Raw genomic sequence first — 25,763 nt, forward strand, 5'->3', positions numbered from 1 at the left:
GCAATCAGGTTACAGAATTATCAACAATTTTGTATTTAATTAACAAAAGAAAAAGTAGCAAAAAGAAAAATAATAATTGCAAAGTGATTGAAAATATCACTTTGCAAATCTAAAGGTTGGTCTTGGCAAAGGTATAGTAAAGGCTGACCAACAACTATGTGGATGGCTTCCATAAAACATTTATCTTAATACTATAATGCAAGGTGGTAAACTTTATTTCTTTACTGCAACAAATCTGGAGTGGAAGATGGTACTCTGGAATGATCATTATAAAATGATTGTAGTAAACAGTTTAAGGTATTTAATTTTCAAAAATGAAGTCATTGTATATGCATTTGTCATAATGCCAAATCACATGCATATCATATGGAGTTTTCCTGAGTTTTCAGATCCTTCTAAAATTAAACAGCGATTTATGAAATATACAGCACAGGTAATTATTGAAGACTTAAAAAGAAACAGAAACTCACTGTTATATGATTTGAAGGTTGACGCAGCAGACAGAATGTATCAGGTATGGGAAAGAAATCCATTAGCAGTAGAATTGTTTACTGAAAGTATTATGTGGCAGAAGTTAGAGTACATCCACAATAACCCTTGCAACAATCGTTGGCGATTGACAACGTATCCGGAAAATTATCGCTTTTCATCTGCATCATTTTATATTTTGAATAAAAGTGAATGGGATTTCATTACACATATCAAGGAAGCATAAAGCGATTTTAATCCAGCTCAAAGTTTGTTGGTCTGCCATTACTTATACCTTGGCCAAGACCAACAATGGCAAAATGAAATAACTATTAATAGTTCATTTCTTTCTGAATGGCCATTTAATCGAAAGATCCCTGTAATAGCTCAATCCAACCTTTATAATTGAATATCGCAACTTGCTGTCAAATTAATAAGGCGAAGCAGATGTGCACTGAGGCAAGTATTTTCTTCATTTACTCAGATGCTCTTTTACAAATTTGCACCAGGTGCAATCTTCCTTTCCGCATCCAATAGTGAATTGATGGCTCATAATTTTTGAATAGGTATCACGTATCTGAGCCAGAACAATATCCATGTGCTCTTTTATAACAGCAATCTTATAGACGATAAAATCATTTTTCTTTTGATCCTTTTCTATAAAATTAATTTCACCGCTTACCATGTTCCATTTCTGTAAACGGTGGTTATCGAGCAGCAGCTTGTAAAATAATATTTGGCGCCAGTGATTTCCACCATTTTGATTTTTTTCATTGGGTGGCTGTACTTCGTCGTGCCCATAATGGGCATTACCGGTTTTATAATCAATTACGTGTACATCATTGCCGTTAAACTCAATTTTATCGAGCTTGCCGTTTATAGGAACACCTGCAACTTCTGTATTACGGATGAAATATTCCGTAACGGTTATCTTATTCCAGGTGGGATGGTACTTTTCATAATAGTCAGGAAGCATTTGGTGACCAAGGGCGAGCCGCCTTTCAAACTGCTTATCGGTAAAAGAATCTTTGTTGCGATGCATCTCAAAAACAAAGTCTTTAATCATTTCTTCCTGGGCAGGGAATAGCTGCTGCTGCGATTTCTTCATGTTCGTAAACAAACGATGTAAGGCATAGTGCACGGCGGTTCCAAAGGCTGCACCATCACTTTTAGCAGCAGGAACTTTCAAAATATTTTCATAGTAAAATGCAACAGGGCACTTTAGATATTTATTAAGCGCCGAGGCACTGAGGACAAAATTTTGTAAAACAGAATTGATATAGTCGCTATCAAATAACTGGAGTGCCGACTGATTCTTTAAAGCGAGCGCTATCGCAAATTGCTCGGCGAGCAGGTCATCACCAATTATTTTCTGTTCAACACTGAGATCATTATTTTCTAAGAGCTCTGCAATAAATTGGGAAGCCTCTGCTTCCTTACCCTCACGGTTTCTTTTGGAATAAGATACGGTAAGGCATTCTCTGGCACGCGTGAGCGCCACATAAAACAGGCGGCGCGCAGATTCTACCTTGTTTTCTTCTTTTGAAGAAGTCAGCGTTTCAGGCAGTGAGAAGTTTCCTTGTCCGCCCCGCGATTTTTCCCATTTTTCCGATGTGCACCCGATAAGAAATACGTATTTAAACTCCAGCCCTTTTGCGGAATGAGCTGTGGTAAAATATACACCGTTCTCATAATAGGAACTTTTAATTACAGGAATACATACGCTGTGTTTTTCCATTTGCTCGAACATTTCTACCAGCTCCGAGATCTTAAGGCGGGGCTGCTTGGAACTTTCCGCTTTAATAAAGTTAAAGAGCGTGGTCATTACTTCGAGTATCCATATTTTTTCATTGCTTTCCAGCAGGTACTTCAATAAGCCGCTTTCATTCAGCACCTTTTCAGCAAGCATCTGCAGGGTAAGGTTGAAGACATCACTGATCCACTCATTTAACTTTCTGCCGAAGCGGATTAGTATTTCTTTGTCTGAAAGACGTATGGAAGAAAGTATTTTATCATCTGTCAGCACGTGCCGCCAGGTCCTTTTGTTATCGTGACGAGAAACAAGCGTGGCAATCTTCAACAGATCATTGTGAGAAACACCTATAAAGCGGTAGTGCAATATTTCAAACAGGAGGTGTTCTCCACTGTTTGGCCTGCGGGCTTCCATTTCAAGATACCGGAGCACATTTAAGAATTGCTGAATGATGGGAAGGTCGAGGAGATTGATTTTTTTCCTTACCTGGTAAGGAATATTTTTCTTTTCCAGGATTGCTATAATATTGACGGCCTGTTCATGCTTACGGTAAATTACTGCTACCTGGTTGAGCGGAATATCTTTAGCCCGTAGCTTTTCTATCTCAGAAATAATAAATGCTTCTTCCTGCGCGATGTTAGGAAAAGCAGCGATTACAGGATTTTCAGGGTATTCATTTCTTTCAGATGCGGAAACCAGTGTCTTATCAAGATATAAGCTGCTTAGCTGATTGATGAGGCGCTCCCGGTTGTTATCAATCACCGCTTTGGCTGCATCCAGGATAGGTTGTGTGCTCCGGTAATTCTCAGTTAATACGATGGTGGTTATATCTGATTTATTTTTTTCATAAAACTCAAGGATGTTTTTAAGACGGGCACCCTGGAATTCATAGATGCTCTGGTCATCGTCTCCCACACAAAAAACATTGGGTTTATCCCAGAAGCTGGTAAGCAGGGAAAGGATCTCATTCTGGGCACCATTGGTATCCTGGAATTCATCAACTAAAAAATACTGGTACCGTTCCTGGTAATTCCGCAACAGGTTTTCATCTTCCCGAAGGGCCTTAATAACCCACAGGATCATGTCACTGTAATCGTACCGGTTTCTTTGAAGCATCATTTCCTGGTAAACAGGGAAAAGACCGGCTGCAGCGCGCAGGGATTCCATTCTTTTTGTTTCAGCATAGATGGCATTCTCCTTCAGGTCGCCTGGTCTGAAACCCTTCATGGTGATATTCTTCTTATAAATAAATTCTTCCTTGTATGGCAGCTCCTCGAGGTAGCTGTCAATGCAGTTTTCTATGAAACCGGGAGTCCAGTTTTCGCGCTTCATTAAATCAAAGAGGTTCTTCAACCGGCCCACATCAAAGTATACATCACCTTTCAACCGTTTTAATGGATGGCGGTTATCGAGCTGGTCGATCAGTTCGCGAAGCAAATCAATCTGCTCCAGTTCAGAAATAGGTTCCAGTATGCGCTTTCCAAAATAGTCCAGGTTCTGCTGAATTACCTCATTGCAAAAGGCATGGAAGGTGTAGATATTTACGCGGTAGGCAGTTGGGCCGATAAACTGCAGCAACCTTTCGCGCATGGCAATGGTACCGGCATCTGTGTAGGTAAGACAAAGAATATTCTGAGGTTGCACCTGCACATCCCTTGAAGAAAGGATGTAACCAATTCTTGCAGCTATAATCTGCGTCTTCCCGGTCCCCGGCCCGGCAATCACCAGTACGGGGCCTTCAATGGTTTCAACGGCCTTTAGCTGGGCTTCATTGAGACGCTGCAGCTCCTGAACAAACAGGTCGTTGTAATTTATTACTGAAGAAGTGTCCATAGCAGGTTAAGCGAAAATAACTATTCGGCCCCCCATTTTTGAATACTTTTATTAACATGCATTTGTGTGTAAAAGTTGCTCCGGAAGCTGATACCCGGCGCTATTTATAATCTGAAAACCATACTAATGCCAAAGGGTTTTTTTAACAGAACATTTGATGTGATTTCTCTCCGGCTGGCATGAAATCCTTATTTACCTTTGCACTGGTTTTAATCAAAAACAGACCGAAAATTTTACCAGCAATGATTGAAAAATTACAAGCCATAAAAGACAGGTGGCTCAATATACAGGAGGAATTAAACGATCCGGTAGTGATCAACAATAAGCAAAAATATGCACAGCTCAACCGTGACTATAGGGAGCTTGAAAAAATAGTGGATGCCTCGGAACAGTATAAGCTGTTATTAAGCAATATTGAAAATAACCGGCTGATTCTCACGTCGGAAAAAGATGAAGATTTCCGGAACCTTGCGAAGACAGAACTCGATATGCTGGAAGAAGAAAAGTCTGAAATGGAAGACCATATCCGGCAGTTGCTTATTCCGAAAGATCCCCAGGATGAGCGCAATGGGGTGCTTGAGATCCGGGCAGGTACGGGAGGTGATGAGGCCAGCTTATTTGCCGGTGATTTATACCGGATGTACGTCAGGTATTGTGAGATGAAAAAATGGAAGGTACAAGTGATCTCGGAAAGCGAGGGCACTAAAGGAGGCTATAAAGAAGTGATCCTGGAAGTTACCGGTGACAATGTTTATGGCACTCTAAAATTTGAATCGGGGGTGCATCGTGTTCAGCGTGTTCCTGAAACAGAAGCGCAGGGACGTGTTCATACCTCAGCCGCTTCCATAGCCGTTTTACCGGAAGCAGATGAAGTGGATGTAGAAGTTAAAGATTCTGACGTTAAGATGGAGACTGCCCGAAGCGGCGGGGCTGGAGGTCAAAATGTAAATAAGGTAGAAACCAAGGTCATTCTTACTCACATTGCATCGGGCGTGGTGGTAATGTGTCAAACAGAACGCTCCCAGCTAGGTAACCGCGAAAAAGCAATGACCATGTTGCGGACACGCTTGTATGAAGAAGCCGTTCGCAAACACGAAGCGGCTATTGCCAGCAAGCGGAAGACCATGGTGAGCACGGGAGACCGGTCCGCAAAGATTCGCACTTACAACTATCCGCAGGCGCGGGTTACCGATCACCGTATTGGAATGACTGTATACACGCTCAATGATTTTATGAATGGCAATATCCAGGAGATGATTGATGCATTGCAATTTGCTGAAAATGCAGAAAAGCTGAAAGAAGGAAACCTGGTAGTATAATTTTAGCTTGGATAAAAGGGAACTCACAAATCAGTTATACTAATAATTTTTCGAGTTCAATCAACCGGGAACCTTTAAGAAGAAAATAGTAATCGGAAAATTTCTGTTCCTTAAACCAGTCCTTCAATTCAAAAACAGTATTGAAGTGCAGGGAGTGATTGTTTGATGTAAATACTTTGCCGAATTCCGGACCAATAAAAATTCTCTTTTCAAAATTATTTTCATTAATCAGCTGCAATATTTCGCGATGCTCCGCAGCGCTGTGATCTCCCAGCTCAAGCATATCGCCGGCAATAACTATTTTATGGTCTTTTGGAATTAAGGCAAAGCTTTCGACAGCAGCCTGCATGCTCGAAGGATTGGCATTATATGCATCCAGAATAAAGGTATTGCCATCCTGATTTAAAACCTGGGAGCGATTCATAGAGGGGCAATAGGAAGATATAGCCTCTTCTATTTTTTTCATGGGCACGCCAAAAAATTTCCCAATACAGGCAGCCGCCATCACATTTTCAAAATTATAGCTGCCGGCAAGCTGGGTTTGGATTATTATTTCCCCATCTTCTCCTGCGGTTTTCAGCTTCCAGTCGCCGGTTGCAAGTCCCCAGCTTACCTTGTCTTTCTCCCGGTTCATTATCTCAACTTTAAGGAAGGGGAAAGACCCGGTTATCTTTCCTACTATATCAGAATCATCACTGGATCCATAGGTCATGCGTTTTAAATCAGCAGACATTTCCAGCAGGTCTTTTTGAGCTGTGCTTACAAAGGCTACTCCTTTTTTCTTTTTCAGGTAATTAAACAGTTCTCCGTTGCCGTTTCTAACTCCCTCCTCGTTCTCATATCCTTCCAGATGGTCTTTACCATTGTTTGTAATGATACCATGGTCCGGCTCGGCAATTTCACAGAGTGCAGCTGTTTCAGACAGATGGCTGGCGCCCATTTCTATTACAGCCATTTCAGTTTCTTTTGGTATGGAGAGCAGGGTGAGCGGTACTCCGATCTGATTATTTAAATTTCCTTTTGTAGCAACAGTTTTAAAGGATGTCTCCAATACCGCCCTGCATAATTCTTTAGTGGTGGTTTTGCCGTTACTTCCGCATATGGCTATTACTTTGCCATTGATCTGTTTCCGGTGCTGATTGGCCAATCGCTGAAGGGTTTTTAATACGTCTTCTACCAGGATTACATTTTCCTGATCGGGAAACAGGTTTTCGTCCATTACAGCATGGCTTGCTCCTGCTTCAAGAGCTTGCAATGCAAACTGATTCCCGTTAAAATTCTGCCCCTTCAGTGAGAAGAATATATTTCCCTTTTCCAGGTTTCGGGTATCAGTGCAAATCCCAGATGACTGGGTAAATAACTGGTAAAGTGATTCCGCCTGCATCATTCTATTCCATTGCTTTTGCTACTATTTCTTCCTGTTCTTTTGCATGAAGCTTAGAATAACCAACTGCAGGCGAGGCGCTGGCTTTTCTCGTAATACCATAGAGTTCTTTGTCTTTGGGTTTCCAGTTTAACCTCAAAAAGCCATAAGCTCCCATATTATAGGGTTCTTCCTGCACCCAGATGAAGGTGGCCAGCTTATATTTTTCTACCAGTAAATCCAGCTGCATTTGCGGGATGGGATATAATTGCTCTACACGCACTATGGCAACATCGTTCCGGCTATCTTTTTCTTTCTTTTCCAGTAAATCAAAATAAATTTTTCCACTGCAGAAAAGAACGCGTTTCACTTTTGAAGCATCCGTACTGTTATCATCGATTACCTCTTTAAAGCCGCCTGTGGTCAATTCATGCCAATCGCTCACACAGCGGGGATGCCGCAACAGGCTTTTAGGGCTCATAACCACCAGTGGTTTCCTGAAAGGCCGGTATAGCTGCCTTCTTAATGCATGGAAGAAGTTTGCAGGTGACGTTATGTTGACTACTGAGATATTATATTCTGCGCTCATTTGCAGGAACCGTTCCAGCCTTGCATTGGAATGCTCCGCACCCTGTCCTTCATATCCATGCGGCAGCAGCAATACGATTCCGCTCATACGCTGCCATTTGCTTTCACCCGGAATAATAAACTGGTCAATTATGGTTTGTGCTCCGTTACTGAAGTCACCGAACTGAGCCTCCCACAGTGTTAGCACTTCAGGATTTGCAAGTGAATAACCATACTCAAAGCCCAGTACGCCAAATTCTGAGAGCAGTGAGTTATAAATTCTGAAATGTCCCTGGTCTTCCGAAAGGTTTCCAAGCCTGTTAAACCCTTTATTACTGGATTCATCGTAAAGCACTGCGTGCCTGTGGCTGAAGGTACCTCTGATGGTATCCTGACCACTGAGCCGTACATCATGTTTTTCAAGCAGAAGGCTTCCATAAGCCATCAGTTCTCCCCAGGCCCAGTCTATTTTGTTTTCCTTTTCAAAGAAATCTTTCCCCCGCTGCAGTATTTGCCGGATCTTTGGGAGGGGATCAAATTCAGGAGGTATAAAAGAAAGTTTTCCTGCAAGAAGCTTAACAGTTTCTTCTGTAACAAATGTATCCGGTGAGTGATCAAAATCTTCCGGTTTTGATTTACGCAATGCGCGCCATGCCAGTTCAGGTTGTTGATAGGTGTAAGGAAGAGGATGCTGTTTCACAAGATCCAGCCGGTCCTGAAGCTGTTTCCAAAAACTCTTATCAATTTCTTTTGCCATTTCTGCCTCGATATCACCCCGGTCTATAAGGATTTGAGAATATACTTCCCGCGGATTAGGATGTTTGGAAATAGCCTCATACATACGCGGCTGGGTGAACTTGGGGTCGTCTCCTTCATTATGTCCATAACGCCGATAACAGACCATATCAACGAAAATGTCTTTATTAAACCTTTGACGATACTCCACTGCTAATTCTGAAGCAAAAACAACTGCCTCGGGGTCATCACCGTTTACGTGAAGTACCGGGGCAAGCACCGTTGCCGCGTAGCTTGTGCAATAATTCGAAGACCGTGCATCATCAAAATCCGTAGTAAATCCTATTTGGTTATTGATGACGAAATGAATGGAGCCTCCCGTTGAATAACCATCCAGCAGGCTCATTTGCAAGCATTCGTACACTACACCTTGCCCGGCCACGGCTGCGTCGCCATGGATGATCACCGGTAAAATCAGGTCATATTCCCCGCCATACAGAGTATCAGCTTTAGCCCTGGTAAAGCCGCCTACCACGGGATTCACCGCCTCCAGGTGAGAAGGGTTTGGGGAGAGTTTCAGATAGATTCTTTTTCCAGAACCCGTTTGAAGCTCAGAGGAATAGCCAAGATGGTATTTAACATCTCCATCGCCCATAGTAGTATCGGGCTTCATGGTGCCTTCAAATTCACTAAAGATATTTTCATAGGTTTTGCCCATGATATTTGCAAGCACATTCAGCCTGCCACGGTGGGCCATGCCAATCGTAATTTCAGCAACACCGGCGGCAGATGCATTATTAATAATGGCGTCTAAAGCGGCAATAGTGGTTTCACCTCCTTCCAGTGAAAAACGTTTTTGCCCAATATATTTTGTTCCCAAAAACTTCTCAAAAACAACTGCATCATTTAACTTTTCCAGTATTCTCTTCTTCTTATCAATTGAAAAATTGAGATTGCTGTATCCATTTTCAAATCTTTCCTGAAACCATTTTAATTCTTCAGGCTCTATGATGTACATATACTCCACACCGATAGAGCGCGTATAGATTTTTTGCAGGTGATCAATAATTTTTTTAAGAGAAACTTTACCAAGCCGCAGTAACTCTCCTGCATAGAATTCTTTGGATAGATCGTCCGGCTGTAACCCGAAAAATTTGGGATCAAGGTTGGCATGCCTGTCTTTGCGTGGGCGAATGGGATTTGTATGGCTTATCAAATGAGCCTTTTGCCGGTAGGACGTAATAAGCCGTGCTACCTGAAATTCCTTGGCAACGGTATCATTTTGTTCGGCAGGAAAATGGTTATAAGAACCGGGTGTGTCCTCAAGATGCACCGTGCCATTTCCATTCTCATTTCCGACGCCTGAACCACTATTAGCAACTGCAAAATCGAATCCTTCAAAAAATTTTTTCCATTCACTATCTACGCTTGATGGATCTTTTTTATATCCTTCATAGAGTGATTCAATGTAAGCTGGTTCAGCATTAGAGATGTATGAAAAGTTACCCATAACAAAAATTAACGTCCGGAAAAAATAAGGGACTATCTTTTAATTGCAGTTATAATTTGAATTGCATGCAAAGCTATTGCTTTACAGGGACAAATGAGATCAGGGAATTGTCCCTTTTAAATAATATCCTGTTCCGTTATACGGGCGTTTTCGAGGGTGCTCCATGCATTGATCAGTGCAGCATCCCCGGTATTTCCCTCCACATTCTTCACACATGAAAAAATGATTATTACACTCGGGGTTCGCACAGTTGACCATCCGGGTAATCACAGTATTGCACCGGTAGCAATGGGAAATTACGGTTGGATTTACCTGATTTACATCTACTGTGATCCTTGAATCAAAGACATAGCACTTGCCATCAAAATCTTTTCCGTCCACCTGCTTTCCATACTCAATAATTCCACCACGGAGGTGATAGACTTCTTTGAATCCGTTTTCAAATAAGAACGCGGTTGCCTTTTCACAACGAATGCCGCCGGTACAATAGGCAAGAATTTTTTTGTCTTTATACTTTTCTAATTGTGGAAGATATTTGGGAAAATCCCGAAAGTGATCAATAGGCAACGTAACCGCCTTCTTGAATTTACCCACTTCCCATTCTATTTTATTTCGCACATCCAGGATAACGGTATCTTCCTGATCCATTTGTTCCAGGAATGTTGCCGGTTCCAGGTAGATGCCGTGATTTTTCCACACGTTTACATCTTCTCTTCCAAAGTGTACAATTTCCTTTTTATACCTGACGAACAGCTTCGTCATAGAAATAGTGTCTTCTTCATCGATCTTAAACTCCATATCCCGGAACCTCAAATCACTGAGGAGATGTTGCATGTACCGATCGCACTGTTCTATAGAACCGGATACGGTACCGTTTAGGCCCTCATCAGCAATAATAATCCTGCCTTTGATTTTAATCGAATTACAGAAATTAAGGTGGGCACTTGCAAAAAGCTCTGCATTCTCTATTAAAACATATTTATAGAAGAGAAGGGTTCTGAAATTTTTCATACGAATCGGCCTGCTGCAAACAGGATCGTGGCAAAATTAATAATACGCAATTACATGTTCTTTTTCTTTCCTTTTCAGTTCAGGAACTTTACAATCATTTGCAGGATAACCGACAGGTATTAAAAGAAAAGGCCGTTCATTTACCGGGCGATGCAAGACATCTGAAAGGAAATTCATAGGACTGGGAGTGTGCGTAAGGGCTGCCAGCCCTGCATTGTGTATTGCAGCGAGTAAAAATCCGGTTGCGATACCAACTGACTCCTGTACATAATAATTTTGACGCGTCTTCTCATTTATAATTTCGTAAACCCTTTTAAATATTACAATTAGCCATGGAGCCTTTTCCAGGAATGGCTTGTGCCAATCAGTTTGAAGAGGAGCTATATCTTCCAGCCATTCTTTACTCATTTTACTATGATAAGAGTTATACTCTTCCAGTTCTGCCCCATCTCTGATCTGTTTCTTAATATCAGTATTACTGACTAAGCAAAATGTCCATGGTTGTTTGTGAGCACCTGATGGGGCAGTGGAAGCAGTGAGTATAATATTTTCCATTACTTCCAGGGATACACTGCGATCTGAAAAATCCCGAACGGTTCTTCGCTCATTCATGAATTTATAAAACATACTGCTGTTCTCAAGCATCTTTGCTTCATCAACTATTTCACGATGATACGGGATGAAAGGATATTGACTATGGGACATCTTAATGATAGGAATATTTACAATTTGAACTATGTTAAAAGTTGCATAGATTTAAAACAGTTGCAGTTGAATGCACACTCTGACCTATGCATTTAGCAATTTCCAGATTTTGTCTTTCAGCTTATCAATATTTTTTTTATTGTGGGAAGAAATAAAAATATGGGGAATTGTTTTGGGAACTTCCGCTTTCAGCATTTTCTCCAGTTCGTCATCTATTAAATCACTTTTCGTGATTGCCAGCAGCCTTGGTTTAATAAGAAGTTCAGGGTTATAAAGCTTAAGCTCGTTAAGAAGAATTTTATATTCCTTTTTTATATTATCACTATCAGAGGGTATCATAAATAACAAAAGGGAATTCCGCTCGATATGGCGGAGGAAGCGATGGCCAATTCCTTTACCTTCATGTGCACCTTCAATAATCCCAGGCAAATCAGCCATTACAAAGGACTTATTTTCCCTGTATCCTACTATGCCGAGCTGCGGAACTAATGTAGTAAACGGATAATTTGCAATTTCCGGTTTTGCGGCACTCATGATTGAAAGCAGGGTTGACTTTCCAGCGTTCGGGAAACCAACCAGTCCTACATCAGCAAGAAGCTTTAGCTCCAAAATTTTCCATCCTTCCTTTCCATGTTCACCATCCTGGGCATGCATGGGTACCTGGTTGGTGGCACTCCTGAAATGCCAGTTGCCAAGGCCACCTCTTCCGCCTTTTACTAAAATTTGTTCCTCCTTATCGCTATTAATTTCAAATAATACTTCATCGCGGTCTGCATCTTTAGCCACGGTACCGAGCGGAACCTCCAGGATAATATCTTCTCCATTAGAACCTGTTTTATTGGCATCGCCCCCATGCCTTCCATCTTTTGCATGTACGTGTTTACGATACTTTAAATGAAGCAATGTCCACAATTGCTTATTCCCACGTAAAATAATGTGCGCCCCGCGTCCGCCATCGCCGCCATCCGGGCCACCTTTCGCAGTCAGCTTATCATGGCGGAAATGGACAATTCCCTTACCACCATTTCCACTCCTGCAAAAAATTTTTACATAATCAACAAAACTCGTTTCCATCAATTATATGGCGGCTTTACAACCGTGGTGTTAAATCAGATCAATTAATTTATTGCAAATATCAGGATACAAAAAAAAAGTCATTAGTCAAATGAAAAAAAATAGAAATAGCATTAGGGTTAGACTTTTAATACAAAGTCCTCAATTTTTTACCGGATGAATATTAGTACGGGAATAAAATATCACTGATACACAGACCTGTTAGATATTGGATCAATTTGATTGCATAACGATGAAAATATTTCTTCTATTGATCCTTCCCCGTTCAGGGCCCTGAGCTTATTCTGTTTTTTATAGTAATCAATAAGCGGTGCTGTTTGATTATTATATACTGCGAGCCGCTTTGTAACCACTGACTGATCCTGGTCATCGCTTCTTCCTGAAAAAGAACCCCTTAACAGGATTCTTTTTATTAGTTCGTTATCATTCACCTGTAGGGCGAGCACAAGAGAAACCGGGGTATTTTTTGAAGAAAGAAAGGCATCCAGTGCATCAGCCTGGGCAATGGTGCGTGGGAATCCGTCAAAAATAATTCCTTTGGAGGTTGAATTTTTCTCAGTAAAATCTGCCAGAATACGGATGGTAAGGTCGTCCGGAACTAATTGTCCGGCTTCCATATACTGTTGAACTTCCAGGCCAAGGGCAGTATGATTTTTTAATTCATTGCGGAAAATATCACCTGTAGAAATATGCAGCAGATCGTATCTTTCTTTAAGCATGGTTGCCTGCGTTCCTTTGCCGCTGCCCGGTGGACCAAAAAGAATTAGGTTGAGCATGATAGAAATTTCTTATAGAAAATAATGAAGTAATCCAGATTCCTTTTCTAACTTAAACAATAAGCGAACATTTATTTTTTCAAAATCTTAATATCATTATCTGCTTAAATTAACATCTGACATAAATATCCTTTAGATTTCTTCCCAATCCATTATAATCCAATCCAAACCCCACTAAAAATTGATTTGGTACTTCAAATCCAATGTACTGCATCTCTACATAATGTTCAAGCGCTTCGGGTTTAAGCAGCAGCGTGGCAATAAGTACGCGGCGAGGGTTTAATATTTTTAGGGTGGGAATAAATTCACGTAAAGTGGTGCCTGAATCTACAATGTCTTCCAGGATAACGATTGTTCTGCCACTGATATCTTTGTCAAGGCCAATAAGTGTTTTTATATCATGTGTGGAGCGTGTACCATCATAAGATGAAAGCTTAACAAAGGTTACTTCGCAGGTTATAGTTAAATCCTTAAGAAGATTGGCTGCAAACATAAAAGCTCCATTCAGTACGCCAATGAATAAGGGGAATTCGTGCTCCAATTCAACATTCATTCTGGTAGCCATTTCACTGATGCGGTCCCGGATAACATGGGCCGGAATGAATGACCGGAAATTTAAATCCTGGAGCGTAATTACTTCCATACGGTAAAAATAACTTTTTAGATATAAGACGTTAAGGATCTGTTATCCTCTATTCTTGTGCCATCCGGTAGTTATTCCTCGCTGCCTTCCAGGACGGGAACCATGCGGCTAATAAACCTATAGTGATAACTGTAAAGAACACCAGAATAAAATCTCCGATTTTCATGCGGACAGGATAGGAATCAATCACAAATGAACCGCCATGGATTTTCAATACATGGAATTTTTGCTGGATCAGGATAATGATTAGAGCCAGGAAAAAACCGGTACAGCATCCTATAAATGACAGAAGAAATCCTTCGTACAAAAATATCCGGCGAATGAGCCTTTCATTGGCACCCATCGTTTTTAAAATCCCGATATCTTTCTTCTTCTCAATTACCAGCATAGAAAGAGAACCTATAATATTAAAAGCAGCTACTATAAGAATAAAGGTAAGAATAGCATAAACAGCCCACTTCTCTGTTTTCATCACTTTGTAGAGTATTTCATTTTGCTGCAAGTGATTTTTCACTTCAAAACGAGTCCCGAAAAGTGCAGCCACCTGCTTTTGTACAGATGCATTATCGGCACCTTTATCCAGTGCCACTTCCAGGGAAGTTATCTTATGTTTATTGCCTGTTAGCTGTCGTGCAAATTCTATAGGTACAAACACATACTTATTGTCAAATTCTGCCTGGATGGCAAAGCTGCCGGAAGGTTTAATTAAACCCTGATTAAATGCATCTTCCGGGTTAATTACCGTTTTTTTACCTTTTTTTGGAATGTATACTCCCAGGTATCCGAAGGGATCATTATAATTAATACCCAGCGCCTGCTGAATTCCCAAACCAATAACCGCAAAATTGCTTTCCTTATCCTTTAAAAAAAATGAACCTTCATACATTGCAGAATCAATGCCGGTAAGTGCTCCATAGTTTAGCTCAACTCCCTTTACGGTAGCTATATACTGTTTATCTCCGTAATTGAGCAAAGCATTTTCTTCAACCACCTGGGATATTGCACGTACACCATTTATTGTTTTAAGGGAAGCAAGTACTGATGAGTCCGCTGAAAATGTTTTTCCTTCCCTGGCTGTGATGGTAAAGTCCGGAGTAAAAGTGTTATAGAGCGATATTACCAATCCTTCAAAACCATTAAAAACAGATAGTACAATAATTAACCCCATGGAGCCAACTACCATTCCCAATACAGAAACCCAGGAAATTATATTGATAGCATTTGAGGATTTTTTTGAAATAAAATACCGGCGTGCAAACGTGAGCGCAAGATTCATTTAGTTAATTGAGAGTCAGATATTCTATTGCTCAACCAGTTCTTCACATATCATTTTTCTTGATCTGTTTGAAAATTTCCTCTATACGGAATACTTGTTCGAGAGAATCATCCAAATAAAAATGCAATTCAGGAATTCGGCGAACCTGGTTGCGGATTTTATTACCGAGCTTGTGACGAAGTTCATTTTCCGACGCCTCTATCTCTTTAATAAACTTATCCTGATCTTTTATTTGAAATAAGCTCAAATAAATTTTTGCAATCAGCAAATCAGGAGACATAGTAACATGCGATATAGTCATCATACCGCCCTGAGCCATCGAAAGGTTTTCCCGCTGAAAAATATCACTCAGCACTTCTTTCACCAGCTTTGCTATTTTTTTCTGCTTTATCGTTTCCATCCCTTCAGTTTAATACCAATAGAAACGAATTTAATGCAATAATGTGCAACAGCAGGAATATTTTTTATGTAATTATAAATAGCAGTTTTTGAAACGGGAAAGTTTATGATCTTTGAATTTTCCGGTACTTATATGAATATGTATTTTTTAATCAAAAACAAATTATCTCCGGTTACATCGCCAATAATTTGCCAGGCGGCAGCATTTCATGAAATCGAATGTTCAATGTATGAAAGCCTGGATTTATTGTGAAAACCTATTTCCGCCTGCTTTCTTTCTCAAAACCTTATTCAGGCTTTCTTCCTGAATATATAGTGTTGGCTACATTAAGTATTCTGTTCGGAGCTGTAAACTTTTCGTTGCTTATTCCTTTACTAAATGTTTTGTTCGGAGGCGCAACGGTGCATGAGCAATTTATAAAACCTTCTTTTTCCTTTTCTGCTTCTTATTTTATTTCACTTTTCAATTACTATTTTAATACCATCCTTGCAAGCAGCGGCAAAGAAGGAGCGTTAAAATATGTATGCGCATTAATTCTGGTTTGTAATCTTTTTGCCAACATTTTCAGGTATTGGGCTCAGCGTGTACTTACCCGCATGCGAACGCGCCTGATCCGGAACCTGAGACAGGAGGTACATGAAAAATACGTTACCCTCGACCCCGGATTTTTTCAGCGTCAGAAAAAAGGAAACCTTCTTTCAATCATCTCAAACGATGTGCAGGAAGTTGAAAATTCAGTAGTCTCCTCCATGCAGGTAATCTTCAGAGACCCCTTCACTATTATAGCGTACTTCATTTTGTTATTTGCTATATCAGCACAGCTTACCTTTTTCACCATTTTATTTCTGCCTGTTTCCGGTTTCCTTATCAGTTCCTTTACAAGACGATTGAAAAAAGAGGCGGGATCTATTCAGCAAGTGCTTGGAAATATATTATCTGTGACTGAAGAGACCATCAGCGGTTCAAAAATTATTCGTGCATTTAATGCTGAATGGCTGCAGCAAAAAAAGTTTAAAACGGAAAATGATGAGTTTAGAAGCCTTGTTAAATCCCAGGTTAATAAACGCGAGCTTGCTGCACCATCCGCCGAATTCCTGGGTATCTCAGTAGTGATTGTTGTAATTATTTATGGAGGATTAATGGTGCTGCACCATGACTCAGGCATTTCTGCCAGCTCACTGATAGCTTACATTGCATTATATTCCCAAATATTAACACCCGCCAGAAATATTTCGGGAGCTGTTACCAGTATACAGCGGGGTCTGGCAGCAGGTGAACGGGTAATAGCTATTGTAGATTCCCCTATAATGATTTTGGATAGTCACGAAGCCATGCCATTGGATGCGTTCAGCCGGAAGATTGAATACAAAAATGTATCGTTTGGTTATGAAGAAAAACGGTTTGCTTTAAACCACGTAAGTATAACCATTAATAAAGGAATGGTGATAGCTTTAGTCGGGCCGTCCGGTTCGGGTAAAACCACATTGGCAGATCTACTCCCGAGATTTTATGATCCTACGGAAGGTGAAATCTTACTGGATGGGGTTAATATCAAGAGTTTCAGGTTGAAAGATTTAAGAAATATGATGGGTATTGTTACACAGGAACCTATTTTATTTAATGATACGGTATTTAATAACATAGCCTTTGGAATAAAGGATGTTTCTGATGAAGACGTGCACTATGCTGCAACTGTCGCTAATGCACATGACTTTATTATGCGTATGGAAAAGGGATACCACACATTTATAGGTGACCGGGGAAGTAAATTAAGCGGCGGAGAGAAGCAGCGCCTTACCATTGCAAGAGCAGTTTTAAAAAATCCGCCCATCCTGATTTTGGATGAAGCAACTTCATCATTAGACACAGAATCAGAAAGACTGGTGCAAGACGCATTATTTAAGCTGATGAAAAACCGGACAAGCATTGTGATCGCACACCGCCTGTCCACTATTCAGAACGCTGACGAAATAATGGTGCTTCGAAAGGGCTGTCTGGAAGAACAGGGTACGCATGCTGCACTGATTGCAAAAAATGGATTATACAAACACCTGGTCGACTTGCAAATGCTTTAGTATAATTCATACTCCCGGCACTTTAAATGTGTTTCCGGTACAGGCTTACTTGAAATAATTTGAAAACATATGGCAAATTCCTATTGTGCAGCAGTGAGGACAATGGACTCTGAAAGTGTCCATAAAAAATATCATGACAATGAGTATGGCTTTCCTATTGATGATGATAATTTATTGTTTGAAAGATTAATTCTTGAAATAAACCAGGCCGGTCTTTCCTGGTCTACTATTCTGAACAAGAAAGAAAATTTTGAAAAAGCTTTTCATGAATTCAATATAAGTACAGTTGCATTATATAAAGAAAAGGATGTAAACAGATTATTGAATGATGCCGGCATTATTCGCAATCGACTCAAGATTGCAGCAGCTATAGAAAACGCGAAGCGAATTAGAACGCTTCAAAAAAGGTATAGATCATTCAAACAATGGCTGGATCATCATCATCCTCAAACAAAAGAAAATTGGGTTAAAATTTTTAAAGAGACTTTTTTATTTACAGGTGTCGAAATTATAAATGAATTTTTGATGAGCACAGGCTATTTACCCGGGGCCCACGATAAGAATTGCCCTGTTTACAAAATAATATTAAAGCAAAGTCCGCCCTGGTCATTGTCTGTATCAAAGCCTGCCGGTCAAGTTTAAAAAAAATCCAAAATAAATAGTTAAACATTTGTTTAAAACAAGTGTTTAATTAATTTTGCGGGCAATTGTAATATGGCAACAGACAAAAGGGAGCAATTACTCACTGCTGCAGAGGAACTCTTTGGTGAAAAAGGTTTTGAAGGCACTTCAACACGGATGCTGGCCCAGAAGGCCCACATGAATGTAGCCATGGTTTCTTACTATTTCGGATCAAAGGAAAAAATGTTCGAGGAGCTGGTGCGCCGAAAAACTGAAAAAACCGGTATTGTTATAGACCGTGCCGAAGAGGAGATGAAAAACCCTGTAGAAAAAATGGAGGTTATCATAGATGTTTTTGTGGAAAATATCATGACCTACCGTCGTTTCCACAGGATTATGTGGCGGGAGCTCACACTCGATCAGCGCCCTGAATTAAATGAAAAGATTGGAGAGCTTTTGTTTCAAAATAAAAGAAAAATATATAAAATAATTGAACAGGGAATTAAGAGCGGCTATTTCCGCAAAGTGGATATCGATCTTAGCATCACAAGTATTTTTGGCACCATAAATTCATTGCTTATCTCAGAAAAGCTAACGCTCAGGATGAGTGGTAAAAAAAATGTAAATCAATTGTATCCGTCATTACTGGTAAGACTGAAAGCATATTTAAAAGATTGGTTGTATGTGTATTTAAGTGTAAAAAGAAAAGTCAGGTGAAATATAAACTTTTGGATTTGTGAAATGTTTTGAAACAGAAAATATGCTAAAACAAATTTTTTTTGCAGGTATCAGTTTTCTCGGGCTGTTTGTTCATTCGCAAGTTTTCGCACAAACTGCAACGGTAATTACTCTCGATGAAGTGATCCTGAAAGGATTGAATTATAATAAGACATTAAAAATATCGCACTATAAAACCGACGTTCAAAAAGCCCGGTATTACGAAATAAGGTCTTCTATATACCCACAATTAAACTTAAGTGCAAGCTATACCCGCCTCAGTAACGTGAATGAACCCCTCATCCATATACCGGGGCAGGAAGGAGGTTTTTCATTTCCTTCACTTGTAAATAATTACTACTCACGCATTTCTTTGGCACAACCCATATTTGCAGGTTTTCGTCTGAAAGCTGCTACAGAGCTTTTCCGGGATAATATCCTTGCTTCACAAGTTGATTCGCAAATAGATTCACTTGTTGTTGTTATAGATCTTGTAACTCTTTACATCAATTTATATAAAGCACAGCTTAATCTGGATGTAAACAGGAATAATATACTTCAGATTGACCAGCACTTGAAAGAAGTTTCTGATTTTGAGAAAGCAGGAATGGCTTTAAAAAATGATGTGCTGAAAGTGCAATTGGAGAAATCAAATGCTCAGCAGTCTCTGCTGGATGCAGAAAATGCCGTTAAAATGGCTTCTTTCAACCTGTCCCTCCAGTTAGGCATGCCACCTGAAAATGTAATACAGACAGATACGGCTGCCCTGGTTCAACCTTTAGAAATAAAATCTTACGACTATTATTTAGAGGAGGCACTTAGAAGCAGACCTGAGTTAAAGGCCAGTGATTTGCGGGCAGATGCCGCAGTAAAAAATATTAAAATATCCAGGGGTAACTATTACCCTTCTGTAAATTTTACCGCTAATGGCTACTATGCTAACCCCAACATAAGGGTAATTCCCAGTGAGCAAAAGTGGGTAGGTACCTGGGATGCAGGCATCGGAATAGCGTGGGATATCACCGGTTTATTTACTAATAAGTATAAAATAGAGGAAGCAAACACTAATCTTCTTCAATTACAAACGTTGCATGACCAGGAATCAGATGCAATAAAAGCGGAAGTATATCATAATTATCTTACTGCAATCTCAGCAACCAGGAAGATCGAGTTAAGCCAGCAGGCCCTTCAGGAAGCTGTTTTAAATTATGCGACTGAAAACAACCGTTATCTGAACCAATTGATATTATTATCAGATCTCACCGATGCCAATGTTGCATTGCTTTCTGCGCGTTTAAATGCTGTGAATACAAAGGCGGATGCTGTACTTGCTTACTACCGGTTGCTGAAATCAACAGGTAACTTAAACTATAAATGATTTAAAGCTTATATAAATGGAAAACCAGGTTCCTGAAAAAAAGAAAAAAAGTCGAATTCCTTTTATTGTCTTAGGAATAGTCCTCATTGTCGCTGCTTACTTTGGCATCACAAAATACATTTATGCGCAGCATCATGAGACCACGGATGATGCGCAAATTGACGGGAATATCAGCCCGGTGCTACCCCGCATTGGCGGATACGTTACGTGGGTTCTGGTTGCAGATAACCAGCCCGTAAAAGAAGGTGATACGCTTATTTTACTTGATACACGTGATTTACAGATTAAGCTTGTACAGGCGGAAGCTGCATTAGCCAATGCTCAGGCTGCAGTTGGTGTTTCACAAGCGGGCGTATCCACTGCTGCTGCCAATTTTGAAACAGCAAAATCTAGTATAAATGCAACCAGGGTACGTCAATGGAAAACAAAAGCAGATTATGACAGGTATCAAAACCTGTTAACATCAGGATCCGCAACCCAGCAACAGTTTGATGCGCTTAAGGCGGAAAAGGAAACGGCGGATGAACAATATAATGTAGTAGTGAAGCAGCAGGTAGCTGCCCGGAAGCAATACGATGCCTCGTTTCAACAGGTAACTGTTGCCCAGTCTGTGGTGAAACAGCGGCAGGCTGATGTTGATTTTGCAAAGCTGCAACTGACGTATGCAATTATTACATCTCCAGCCACAGGACTGGTGGCAAGAAAGAATGTCCAGGTAGGGCAACTCATTCAACCCGGGCAACCACTGCTTTCTATCGTTTCGGATTCTTCTATATGGGTAACGGCGAATTTTAAAGAAACTCAGGTCGATGAAATTCAGCCGGGACAGAAGGTGAAAATTACGGCCGATGCTTTCCCGGGAAAAGAATTTATGGGACAGGTAAATTCTTTTTCAGGAGCTACAGGAGCCCGGTTTGCATTGTTACCTCCGGATAATGCCTCTGGTAATTTTGTTAAAGTGGTGCAAAGGGTCCCCGTAAAAATAGAGTTTACTGGAAAGGATAAAGAGCTGAATCTACTGCGGCCGGGTATGAGTGTATATGTGGCTATAAGTACATCAGATTAGAGAGGCGGGATCAAATTTATTAGCCTCTGTATATAATTTTTTGCTATGTCAGAAACCGGAAGTCGAAAATGGATCGTCACAATTACAGTGATCCTGGCAGCATTGCTAGAGTTAATAGATACCACGGTGGTGAATGTATCTCTGCCGCAGATCATGGGTAATTTAGGGGCCACTCTCAGTGAAGTAGGATGGGTGGTTACCTCTTATGCAATTGCAAACGTGATTATTGTACCCATGACCGGCTGGCTTTCATCAAAGTTTGGCAGAAAAAATTATTTCACCTTTTCCATATTATTATTTACCGCTGCATCGTTTTTTTGCGGGAATGCAAACAACATCTGGGAGCTTGTCGCATTTCGTTTTATACAGGGCATAGGCGGTGGCGCTTTACTTTCATCTTCACAGGCAATTCTTTATGAAACATTTCCAAAAGAGGAAATGGGTTTAGCCTCCGCTATGTTTGGAATGGGTATAATTATAGGGCCCACAATTGGTCCCACTCTTGGTGGCTATATTACTGATCATTTTTCATGGCCATGGGTCTTTTATATTAATCTTCCATTGGGCATTATTGCAGCTTTACTCACGGTTGCATATGTGCGTGAGCCAGAGCACAAGCGGGATACCTCCACAATTGACTGGATTGGGATCGGGCTGCTGATTGTCGGTATAGGCTCTCTTCAAACATTGTTAGAAAGGGGGCAAGATGAGGATTGGTTTTCGTCCCGGCTCATCATTGTGCTTACTGTTTGCGCTGCTGCAGGACTTATTGGTTTTGTCTGGCATGAATTAACCACTGAGCATCCGGTGGTTGACCTTAGAGTATTGCGAAACCGATCTTTAGCTCTCGGTACAATATTTACTTTCATCCTGGGGTTCGGACTTTTTTCTACCGTATTTATCATACCCATTTTTACACAGAATTTATTGGGTTTTACTGCTCAGCAGACCGGATTATTATTACTTCCGGGAAGTTTGTTCAGTGGTTTTATGATGCCATTTGTAGGTACGGCTTTAAAAAAAGGTATGCGGCCACAGATATTGTCAGCCGGAGGATTTATATTGTTTTTTGTTTTTGTATACTGGATGTCCGGTTTTAACGCAGATGTAGGACAAGGAAATTTTGTAATCCCACTTATCATCAGGGGCGCCGGGTTAGGATTATTATTTGTACCGATCACTACCATGGCATTATCCGGCCTTGCACCTAAAGATATTCCGCAGGGTACAGGATTAACCAATATGATGAGGCAACTTGGTGGCTCTTTCGGTATTGCATTAGTAGGAACATTTTTGCAACACCGTGTGGCTTTTCACCGCGCTGACCTGGTATCCTATATTAATGATTACAGTATTTCATTTCAAAACCGTATCAGCAGTTACCAGCAAAACTTTATTGCAAAAGGATATTCAATAAGCGATGCTCAGCAGTTGGCCTATAGAGCTATAGACGGAGCAATAACCAAACAAGCTTTTCTGCTAAGCTATCTGGATATATTTTTAGCCATTGGTGTTTTCTTTTTATGCTGCATCCCACTGTTATTTTTTGTTCGGTTGAAAAAGAGTGCGCAACCTATAATGGGAGGCCATTAATTAACTTTCCTGGGTACTGAATTTTTTGCTTTAATATTTTTTTTAAAGAACAATATATCTCTTCAACTCAGAAAAAAAATTTTCAAAGTTACCACTATCCCGGTGAAGGATAAGGTTGTTTTTTTTCTCCCGGAATAATAATATGAAATAGTGATTGTCTTCAAAGTCACTGCTTCTGTATCCAAGAATTTCATTCCATAAAAAGATTTTTTGATCGGAAGAAAATGAATTTCTTTTAACACGTTCCACAATCAAATTGTTGTTTGAAAATGTGAACCGGAATTGTTTGATAAAAGAACGATAAATCATTATTGCGCCGGCTATTGATGGAAAAAATAATAGAAAGATCCAGGGTACCACAAGTATAATAGATTTACTTACTGATTGATTGATGTTATGAAGAAAGGGTTTTATACAGTATAAGACAGTTGCATTAACCGCCACCAGCAACAGCAGGTCAATTGCGAACCAATAGTACGCACTGGGTTTATGGGCCCGGAATTCAAATACCATATCTTGCAAAATATGTATTATAAATGTAGAGATGATGCAATGGAAGATAGAAATCACAAATCAGGCTGGATAGAGAAGGGCTTTGATCTATCTGTATTTCGTGCTGAGTCTATAATATGCTCAATTTTTTCCCGCATTTTTTTACGATTAAAAGTAACCGCGTTCACGGTATCGTTAATAATCATGATTGATTGATTTTCTCCGTACAGCCATTCCTCCATATGGGCTTGATTTCCCAGGGTATCCTGCATATTTCCAAGATCAATTTTTTCATCAGGAGATCCCATTATACTTGTTACCTGGTTGGATCGCATACCGGTTTTAACCTGATGAAGCTTAGTTTCTATCGGGTTCGTAGTAAAGTGGCAGGCTATTAAAGTAAACATCCAGCTGATGTTTAAGCAGTATTTTTTCATAGGCGGTTTATAATACTCAATCAAATTAATTCTAAGCATAAAGAATTTGATTATATCAATACAATAGAATCAAAATTAATAACGGAAACCTTAGGTGTTTGATCAATTTTTTTAAATAATAAAAAAGATATGGTGGCGAAAAATATTGAAAAGGATTCCGGTTGATTTAATACTGTTACTGCTTGTTCGCTGCCTACAGCTATGGTCGAATTACTTTCCACTTTTTGAATAATTCTTCTATTTTTACCCGAATCCAAATTTTAACCATGGAAAATACACCTGTTAGAAGAGGTCATCCCAGAGGATTGTATGTGCTGTTTTTTACAGAAATGTGGGAGCGTTTTGGTTACTATCTAATGGTGGGTATATTCCTGCTGTATCTTACTGACACTTTATCAAACGGAGGCAGAGGATTTGATAACCACACCGCAATAGATATTGTCGGTTCGTATGTGGCGCTGGTTTACCTTTCTCCGTTTATAGGAGGTATGATCGCCGACCGGTTCATTGGTTACATCCGTGCAATTTTTATAGGTGGCACTTTAATGGCTGCCGGTTACTTTGGTTTATCGATACCAGGAACTAATACGCTGATGTATTTATCCCTGCTTTGTATTATAGTAGGAAATGGGTTTTTTAAACCAAACATAAGCACACTGCTGGGTATTATATACAACAAAGAGGATCTGAAGCCGAAGAAGGATTCTGCTTATATGATATTTTATATGGGAATAAACATAGGTGCTTTTGTTTGCAACTTTGTCGCCTCTTACCTGCGCAATACCTATGGATGGGGATACGCTTTTGCCGGTGCAGGTGTAGGGATGCTGCTCGGGCTTATATGGTTTGCATCCGGGCTAAAACATGTTAAGCATGCTAACATCAGAAAGCCGGTCCAAAAGGAGGATATGCCTTTCAGCAAGATCATGCTGTATGTGTTTGTTCCGGCGCTGGTTGCAGGTGCTATCGGATGGATGATACCCGGAACCCTTTTTGGCAGCGATTCGTCTGATGCTTTTATGGCAGCTACCATTCCCATAATTATTTTTTATTTTCTTCTCTGGAGGCGTGGTTCCCCCGAAGACCGTAAAAGTATTGCGGCTTTGCTGGTGATTTTTGGGGTGTCCATTGTTTTCTGGGTTATTTATAATCAAAATTCTACATCACAGACATTGTGGGCTCAAACATATACAAATCGCTCTATTCCTTCATATGCCGAAGGATTCACTAAAGCGCTGGGTATGCAGCAAACCGTAAATGCAAACGGCCATGATACAATTCCTATCATGGATCAGTACTTTCAGGCGCAGACAAATGAAGAGGGAAAAGTTAAAACGACAGTAGGAGTTGATCCTTATTTTCAAAATTTACCAAAAGATAAATGGCCGGCTGCCGGCACAAATCAGAAATTAATCTCTACGGAATTATTCCAATCTATTAATCCGTTTTTCATAATCATCTTCACCCCGCTGATAGTTGCATTCTTTGCATGGCTGCATAGAAGAAGAAAGGAACCAACTACACCTGCAAAGATTGGATGGGGAATTTTTATTTCCGGCCTGTCTGCATTGGTGATGGTTTTTGCTGCCTGGTCTGTCAACATTTATTCAGATAAAACAAATGCTTCGTGGCTTATTATGAGCTATGCTGTATTTACGGTGGGTGAATTGTGCCTAAGCCCGATTGGCTTGTCTCTGGTTTCAAAAATCGCCCCGCCACGGTTGACCGCGCTCATGATGGGAGGATGGTTCTTATCCACAGCTATCGGAGGTAAACTTGCCGGCACGCTAGCAAGCTCCTGGGATGTATTTATTGGTAAGCAGTGGTTTTTTATGATTTTGTTTATTGCTGCAGCAGTAGCTGCTCTTGCCGTTTGGTACATGGTAAAATGGTTAAATAGTATTGTACACGAACAAACAGGAGAATAAGGACACGACAGAGATCGGGAATT

Annotated in this window: 21 protein-coding genes; 9 read left to right on the forward strand and 12 right to left on the reverse strand. The window is 40.3% G+C overall.

Going from position 1 to position 25,763, the window contains the following annotated elements; all coding sequences use genetic code 11:
- Positions 1 to 196: 196 nt before the first annotated feature.
- Complete coding sequence (locus H0W62_13940; protein MBA3649623.1) at positions 197 to 715, forward strand: transposase; 519 nt, start codon at positions 197 to 199, stop codon at positions 713 to 715.
- A 225-nt stretch (positions 716 to 940) separates the two neighbouring features.
- Here H0W62_13940 and H0W62_13945 read toward each other — a convergent pair whose 3' ends face one another.
- Positions 941 to 4,054, reverse strand: a complete 3,114-nt coding sequence (locus tag H0W62_13945; GenBank protein MBA3649624.1) for an ATP-dependent helicase — start codon at positions 4,052 to 4,054, stop codon at positions 941 to 943.
- 242 nt (positions 4,055 to 4,296) lie between these two features.
- Between H0W62_13945 and prfA the strand changes: the two genes are divergently transcribed.
- Positions 4,297 to 5,373 (forward strand): peptide chain release factor 1, encoded by a 1,077-nt coding sequence (gene prfA / locus H0W62_13950; GenBank protein ID MBA3649625.1) that lies wholly within the window; start codon positions 4,297 to 4,299, stop codon positions 5,371 to 5,373.
- Positions 5,374 to 5,407: 34 nt separating this feature from the next.
- On the opposite strand, the gene H0W62_13955 is transcribed toward prfA, so the two are convergent.
- The 9 genes from H0W62_13955 to rbfA all read right to left on the reverse strand — a co-directional run bounded on the left by H0W62_13955 (position 5,408) and on the right by rbfA (position 15,433).
- Positions 5,408 to 6,760 carry a UDP-N-acetylmuramoyl-tripeptide--D-alanyl-D-alanine ligase gene (locus H0W62_13955; protein MBA3649626.1) on the reverse strand — a complete coding sequence of 451 codons (1,353 nt, stop codon included), beginning with the start codon at positions 6,758 to 6,760 and terminating at the stop codon, positions 5,408 to 5,410.
- Position 6,761: 1 nt separating this feature from the next.
- Positions 6,762 to 9,548, reverse strand: coding sequence for a 2-oxoglutarate dehydrogenase E1 component (locus H0W62_13960; GenBank protein MBA3649627.1), 2,787 nt, complete (start codon positions 9,546 to 9,548; stop codon positions 6,762 to 6,764).
- A gap of 99 nt (positions 9,549 to 9,647) precedes the next feature.
- A complete protein-coding gene (locus H0W62_13965) occupies positions 9,648 to 10,559 on the reverse strand; it encodes a rhodanese-related sulfurtransferase (protein ID MBA3649628.1) in 912 nt (303 codons plus the stop codon).
- A 36-nt stretch (positions 10,560 to 10,595) separates the two neighbouring features.
- Positions 10,596 to 11,264 (reverse strand): nitroreductase family protein, encoded by a 669-nt coding sequence (locus H0W62_13970; GenBank protein MBA3649629.1) that lies wholly within the window; start codon positions 11,262 to 11,264, stop codon positions 10,596 to 10,598.
- A gap of 84 nt (positions 11,265 to 11,348) precedes the next feature.
- Positions 11,349 to 12,338, reverse strand: a complete 990-nt coding sequence (gene obgE, locus H0W62_13975; protein ID MBA3649630.1) for a GTPase ObgE — start codon at positions 12,336 to 12,338, stop codon at positions 11,349 to 11,351.
- Positions 12,339 to 12,520: 182 nt separating this feature from the next.
- Positions 12,521 to 13,114 (reverse strand): adenylate kinase, encoded by a 594-nt coding sequence (locus H0W62_13980; protein MBA3649631.1) that lies wholly within the window; start codon positions 13,112 to 13,114, stop codon positions 12,521 to 12,523.
- Between the two features lie 109 nt (positions 13,115 to 13,223).
- Positions 13,224 to 13,757, reverse strand: a complete 534-nt coding sequence (hpt, locus tag H0W62_13985) for a hypoxanthine phosphoribosyltransferase (protein ID MBA3649632.1) — start codon at positions 13,755 to 13,757, stop codon at positions 13,224 to 13,226.
- A 49-nt stretch (positions 13,758 to 13,806) separates the two neighbouring features.
- Complete coding sequence (locus tag H0W62_13990; GenBank protein ID MBA3649633.1) at positions 13,807 to 15,033, reverse strand: FtsX-like permease family protein; 1,227 nt, start codon at positions 15,031 to 15,033, stop codon at positions 13,807 to 13,809.
- A 43-nt stretch (positions 15,034 to 15,076) separates the two neighbouring features.
- Positions 15,077 to 15,433, reverse strand: coding sequence for a 30S ribosome-binding factor RbfA (rbfA, locus tag H0W62_13995; protein MBA3649634.1), 357 nt, complete (start codon positions 15,431 to 15,433; stop codon positions 15,077 to 15,079).
- 248 nt (positions 15,434 to 15,681) lie between these two features.
- Here rbfA and H0W62_14000 point away from each other — a divergent pair, with 248 nt between their 5' ends.
- From H0W62_14000 to H0W62_14025, 6 genes are all read left to right on the forward strand, one after another.
- Positions 15,682 to 17,508 carry an ABC transporter ATP-binding protein gene (locus tag H0W62_14000; protein MBA3649635.1) on the forward strand — a complete coding sequence of 609 codons (1,827 nt, stop codon included), beginning with the start codon at positions 15,682 to 15,684 and terminating at the stop codon, positions 17,506 to 17,508.
- Between the two features lie 69 nt (positions 17,509 to 17,577).
- Complete coding sequence (locus H0W62_14005) at positions 17,578 to 18,150, forward strand: DNA-3-methyladenine glycosylase I (protein MBA3649636.1); 573 nt, start codon at positions 17,578 to 17,580, stop codon at positions 18,148 to 18,150.
- 72 nt (positions 18,151 to 18,222) lie between these two features.
- Positions 18,223 to 18,846 carry a TetR/AcrR family transcriptional regulator gene (locus tag H0W62_14010; GenBank protein ID MBA3649637.1) on the forward strand — a complete coding sequence of 208 codons (624 nt, stop codon included), beginning with the start codon at positions 18,223 to 18,225 and terminating at the stop codon, positions 18,844 to 18,846.
- Positions 18,847 to 18,889: 43 nt separating this feature from the next.
- Positions 18,890 to 20,224: a TolC family protein gene (locus tag H0W62_14015; GenBank protein ID MBA3649638.1), complete on the forward strand. Its 1,335-nt coding sequence runs from the start codon at positions 18,890 to 18,892 to the stop codon at positions 20,222 to 20,224.
- A 16-nt stretch (positions 20,225 to 20,240) separates the two neighbouring features.
- On the forward strand, positions 20,241 to 21,290 hold the full coding sequence (locus tag H0W62_14020; protein MBA3649639.1) for an HlyD family secretion protein: 1,050 nt from the start codon (positions 20,241 to 20,243) through the stop codon (positions 21,288 to 21,290).
- 45 nt (positions 21,291 to 21,335) lie between these two features.
- Positions 21,336 to 22,883: a DHA2 family efflux MFS transporter permease subunit gene (locus H0W62_14025; GenBank protein ID MBA3649640.1), complete on the forward strand. Its 1,548-nt coding sequence runs from the start codon at positions 21,336 to 21,338 to the stop codon at positions 22,881 to 22,883.
- 42 nt (positions 22,884 to 22,925) lie between these two features.
- On the opposite strand, the gene H0W62_14030 is transcribed toward H0W62_14025, so the two are convergent.
- Together H0W62_14030 and H0W62_14035 are read right to left on the reverse strand one after the other, a co-directional pair.
- Positions 22,926 to 23,396, reverse strand: coding sequence for a hypothetical protein (locus H0W62_14030; protein MBA3649641.1), 471 nt, complete (start codon positions 23,394 to 23,396; stop codon positions 22,926 to 22,928).
- A gap of 53 nt (positions 23,397 to 23,449) precedes the next feature.
- On the reverse strand, positions 23,450 to 23,812 hold the full coding sequence (locus H0W62_14035; GenBank protein MBA3649642.1) for a hypothetical protein: 363 nt from the start codon (positions 23,810 to 23,812) through the stop codon (positions 23,450 to 23,452).
- Between the two features lie 266 nt (positions 23,813 to 24,078).
- Here H0W62_14035 and H0W62_14040 point away from each other — a divergent pair, with 266 nt between their 5' ends.
- A complete protein-coding gene (locus H0W62_14040) occupies positions 24,079 to 25,740 on the forward strand; it encodes a peptide MFS transporter (protein MBA3649643.1) in 1,662 nt (553 codons plus the stop codon).
- The last annotated feature ends 23 nt before the right edge of the window (positions 25,741 to 25,763 follow it).

This window comes from Chitinophagales bacterium (assembly GCA_013816805.1).
GTDB lineage: Bacteria > Bacteroidota > Bacteroidia > Chitinophagales > UBA10324 > MGR-bin340.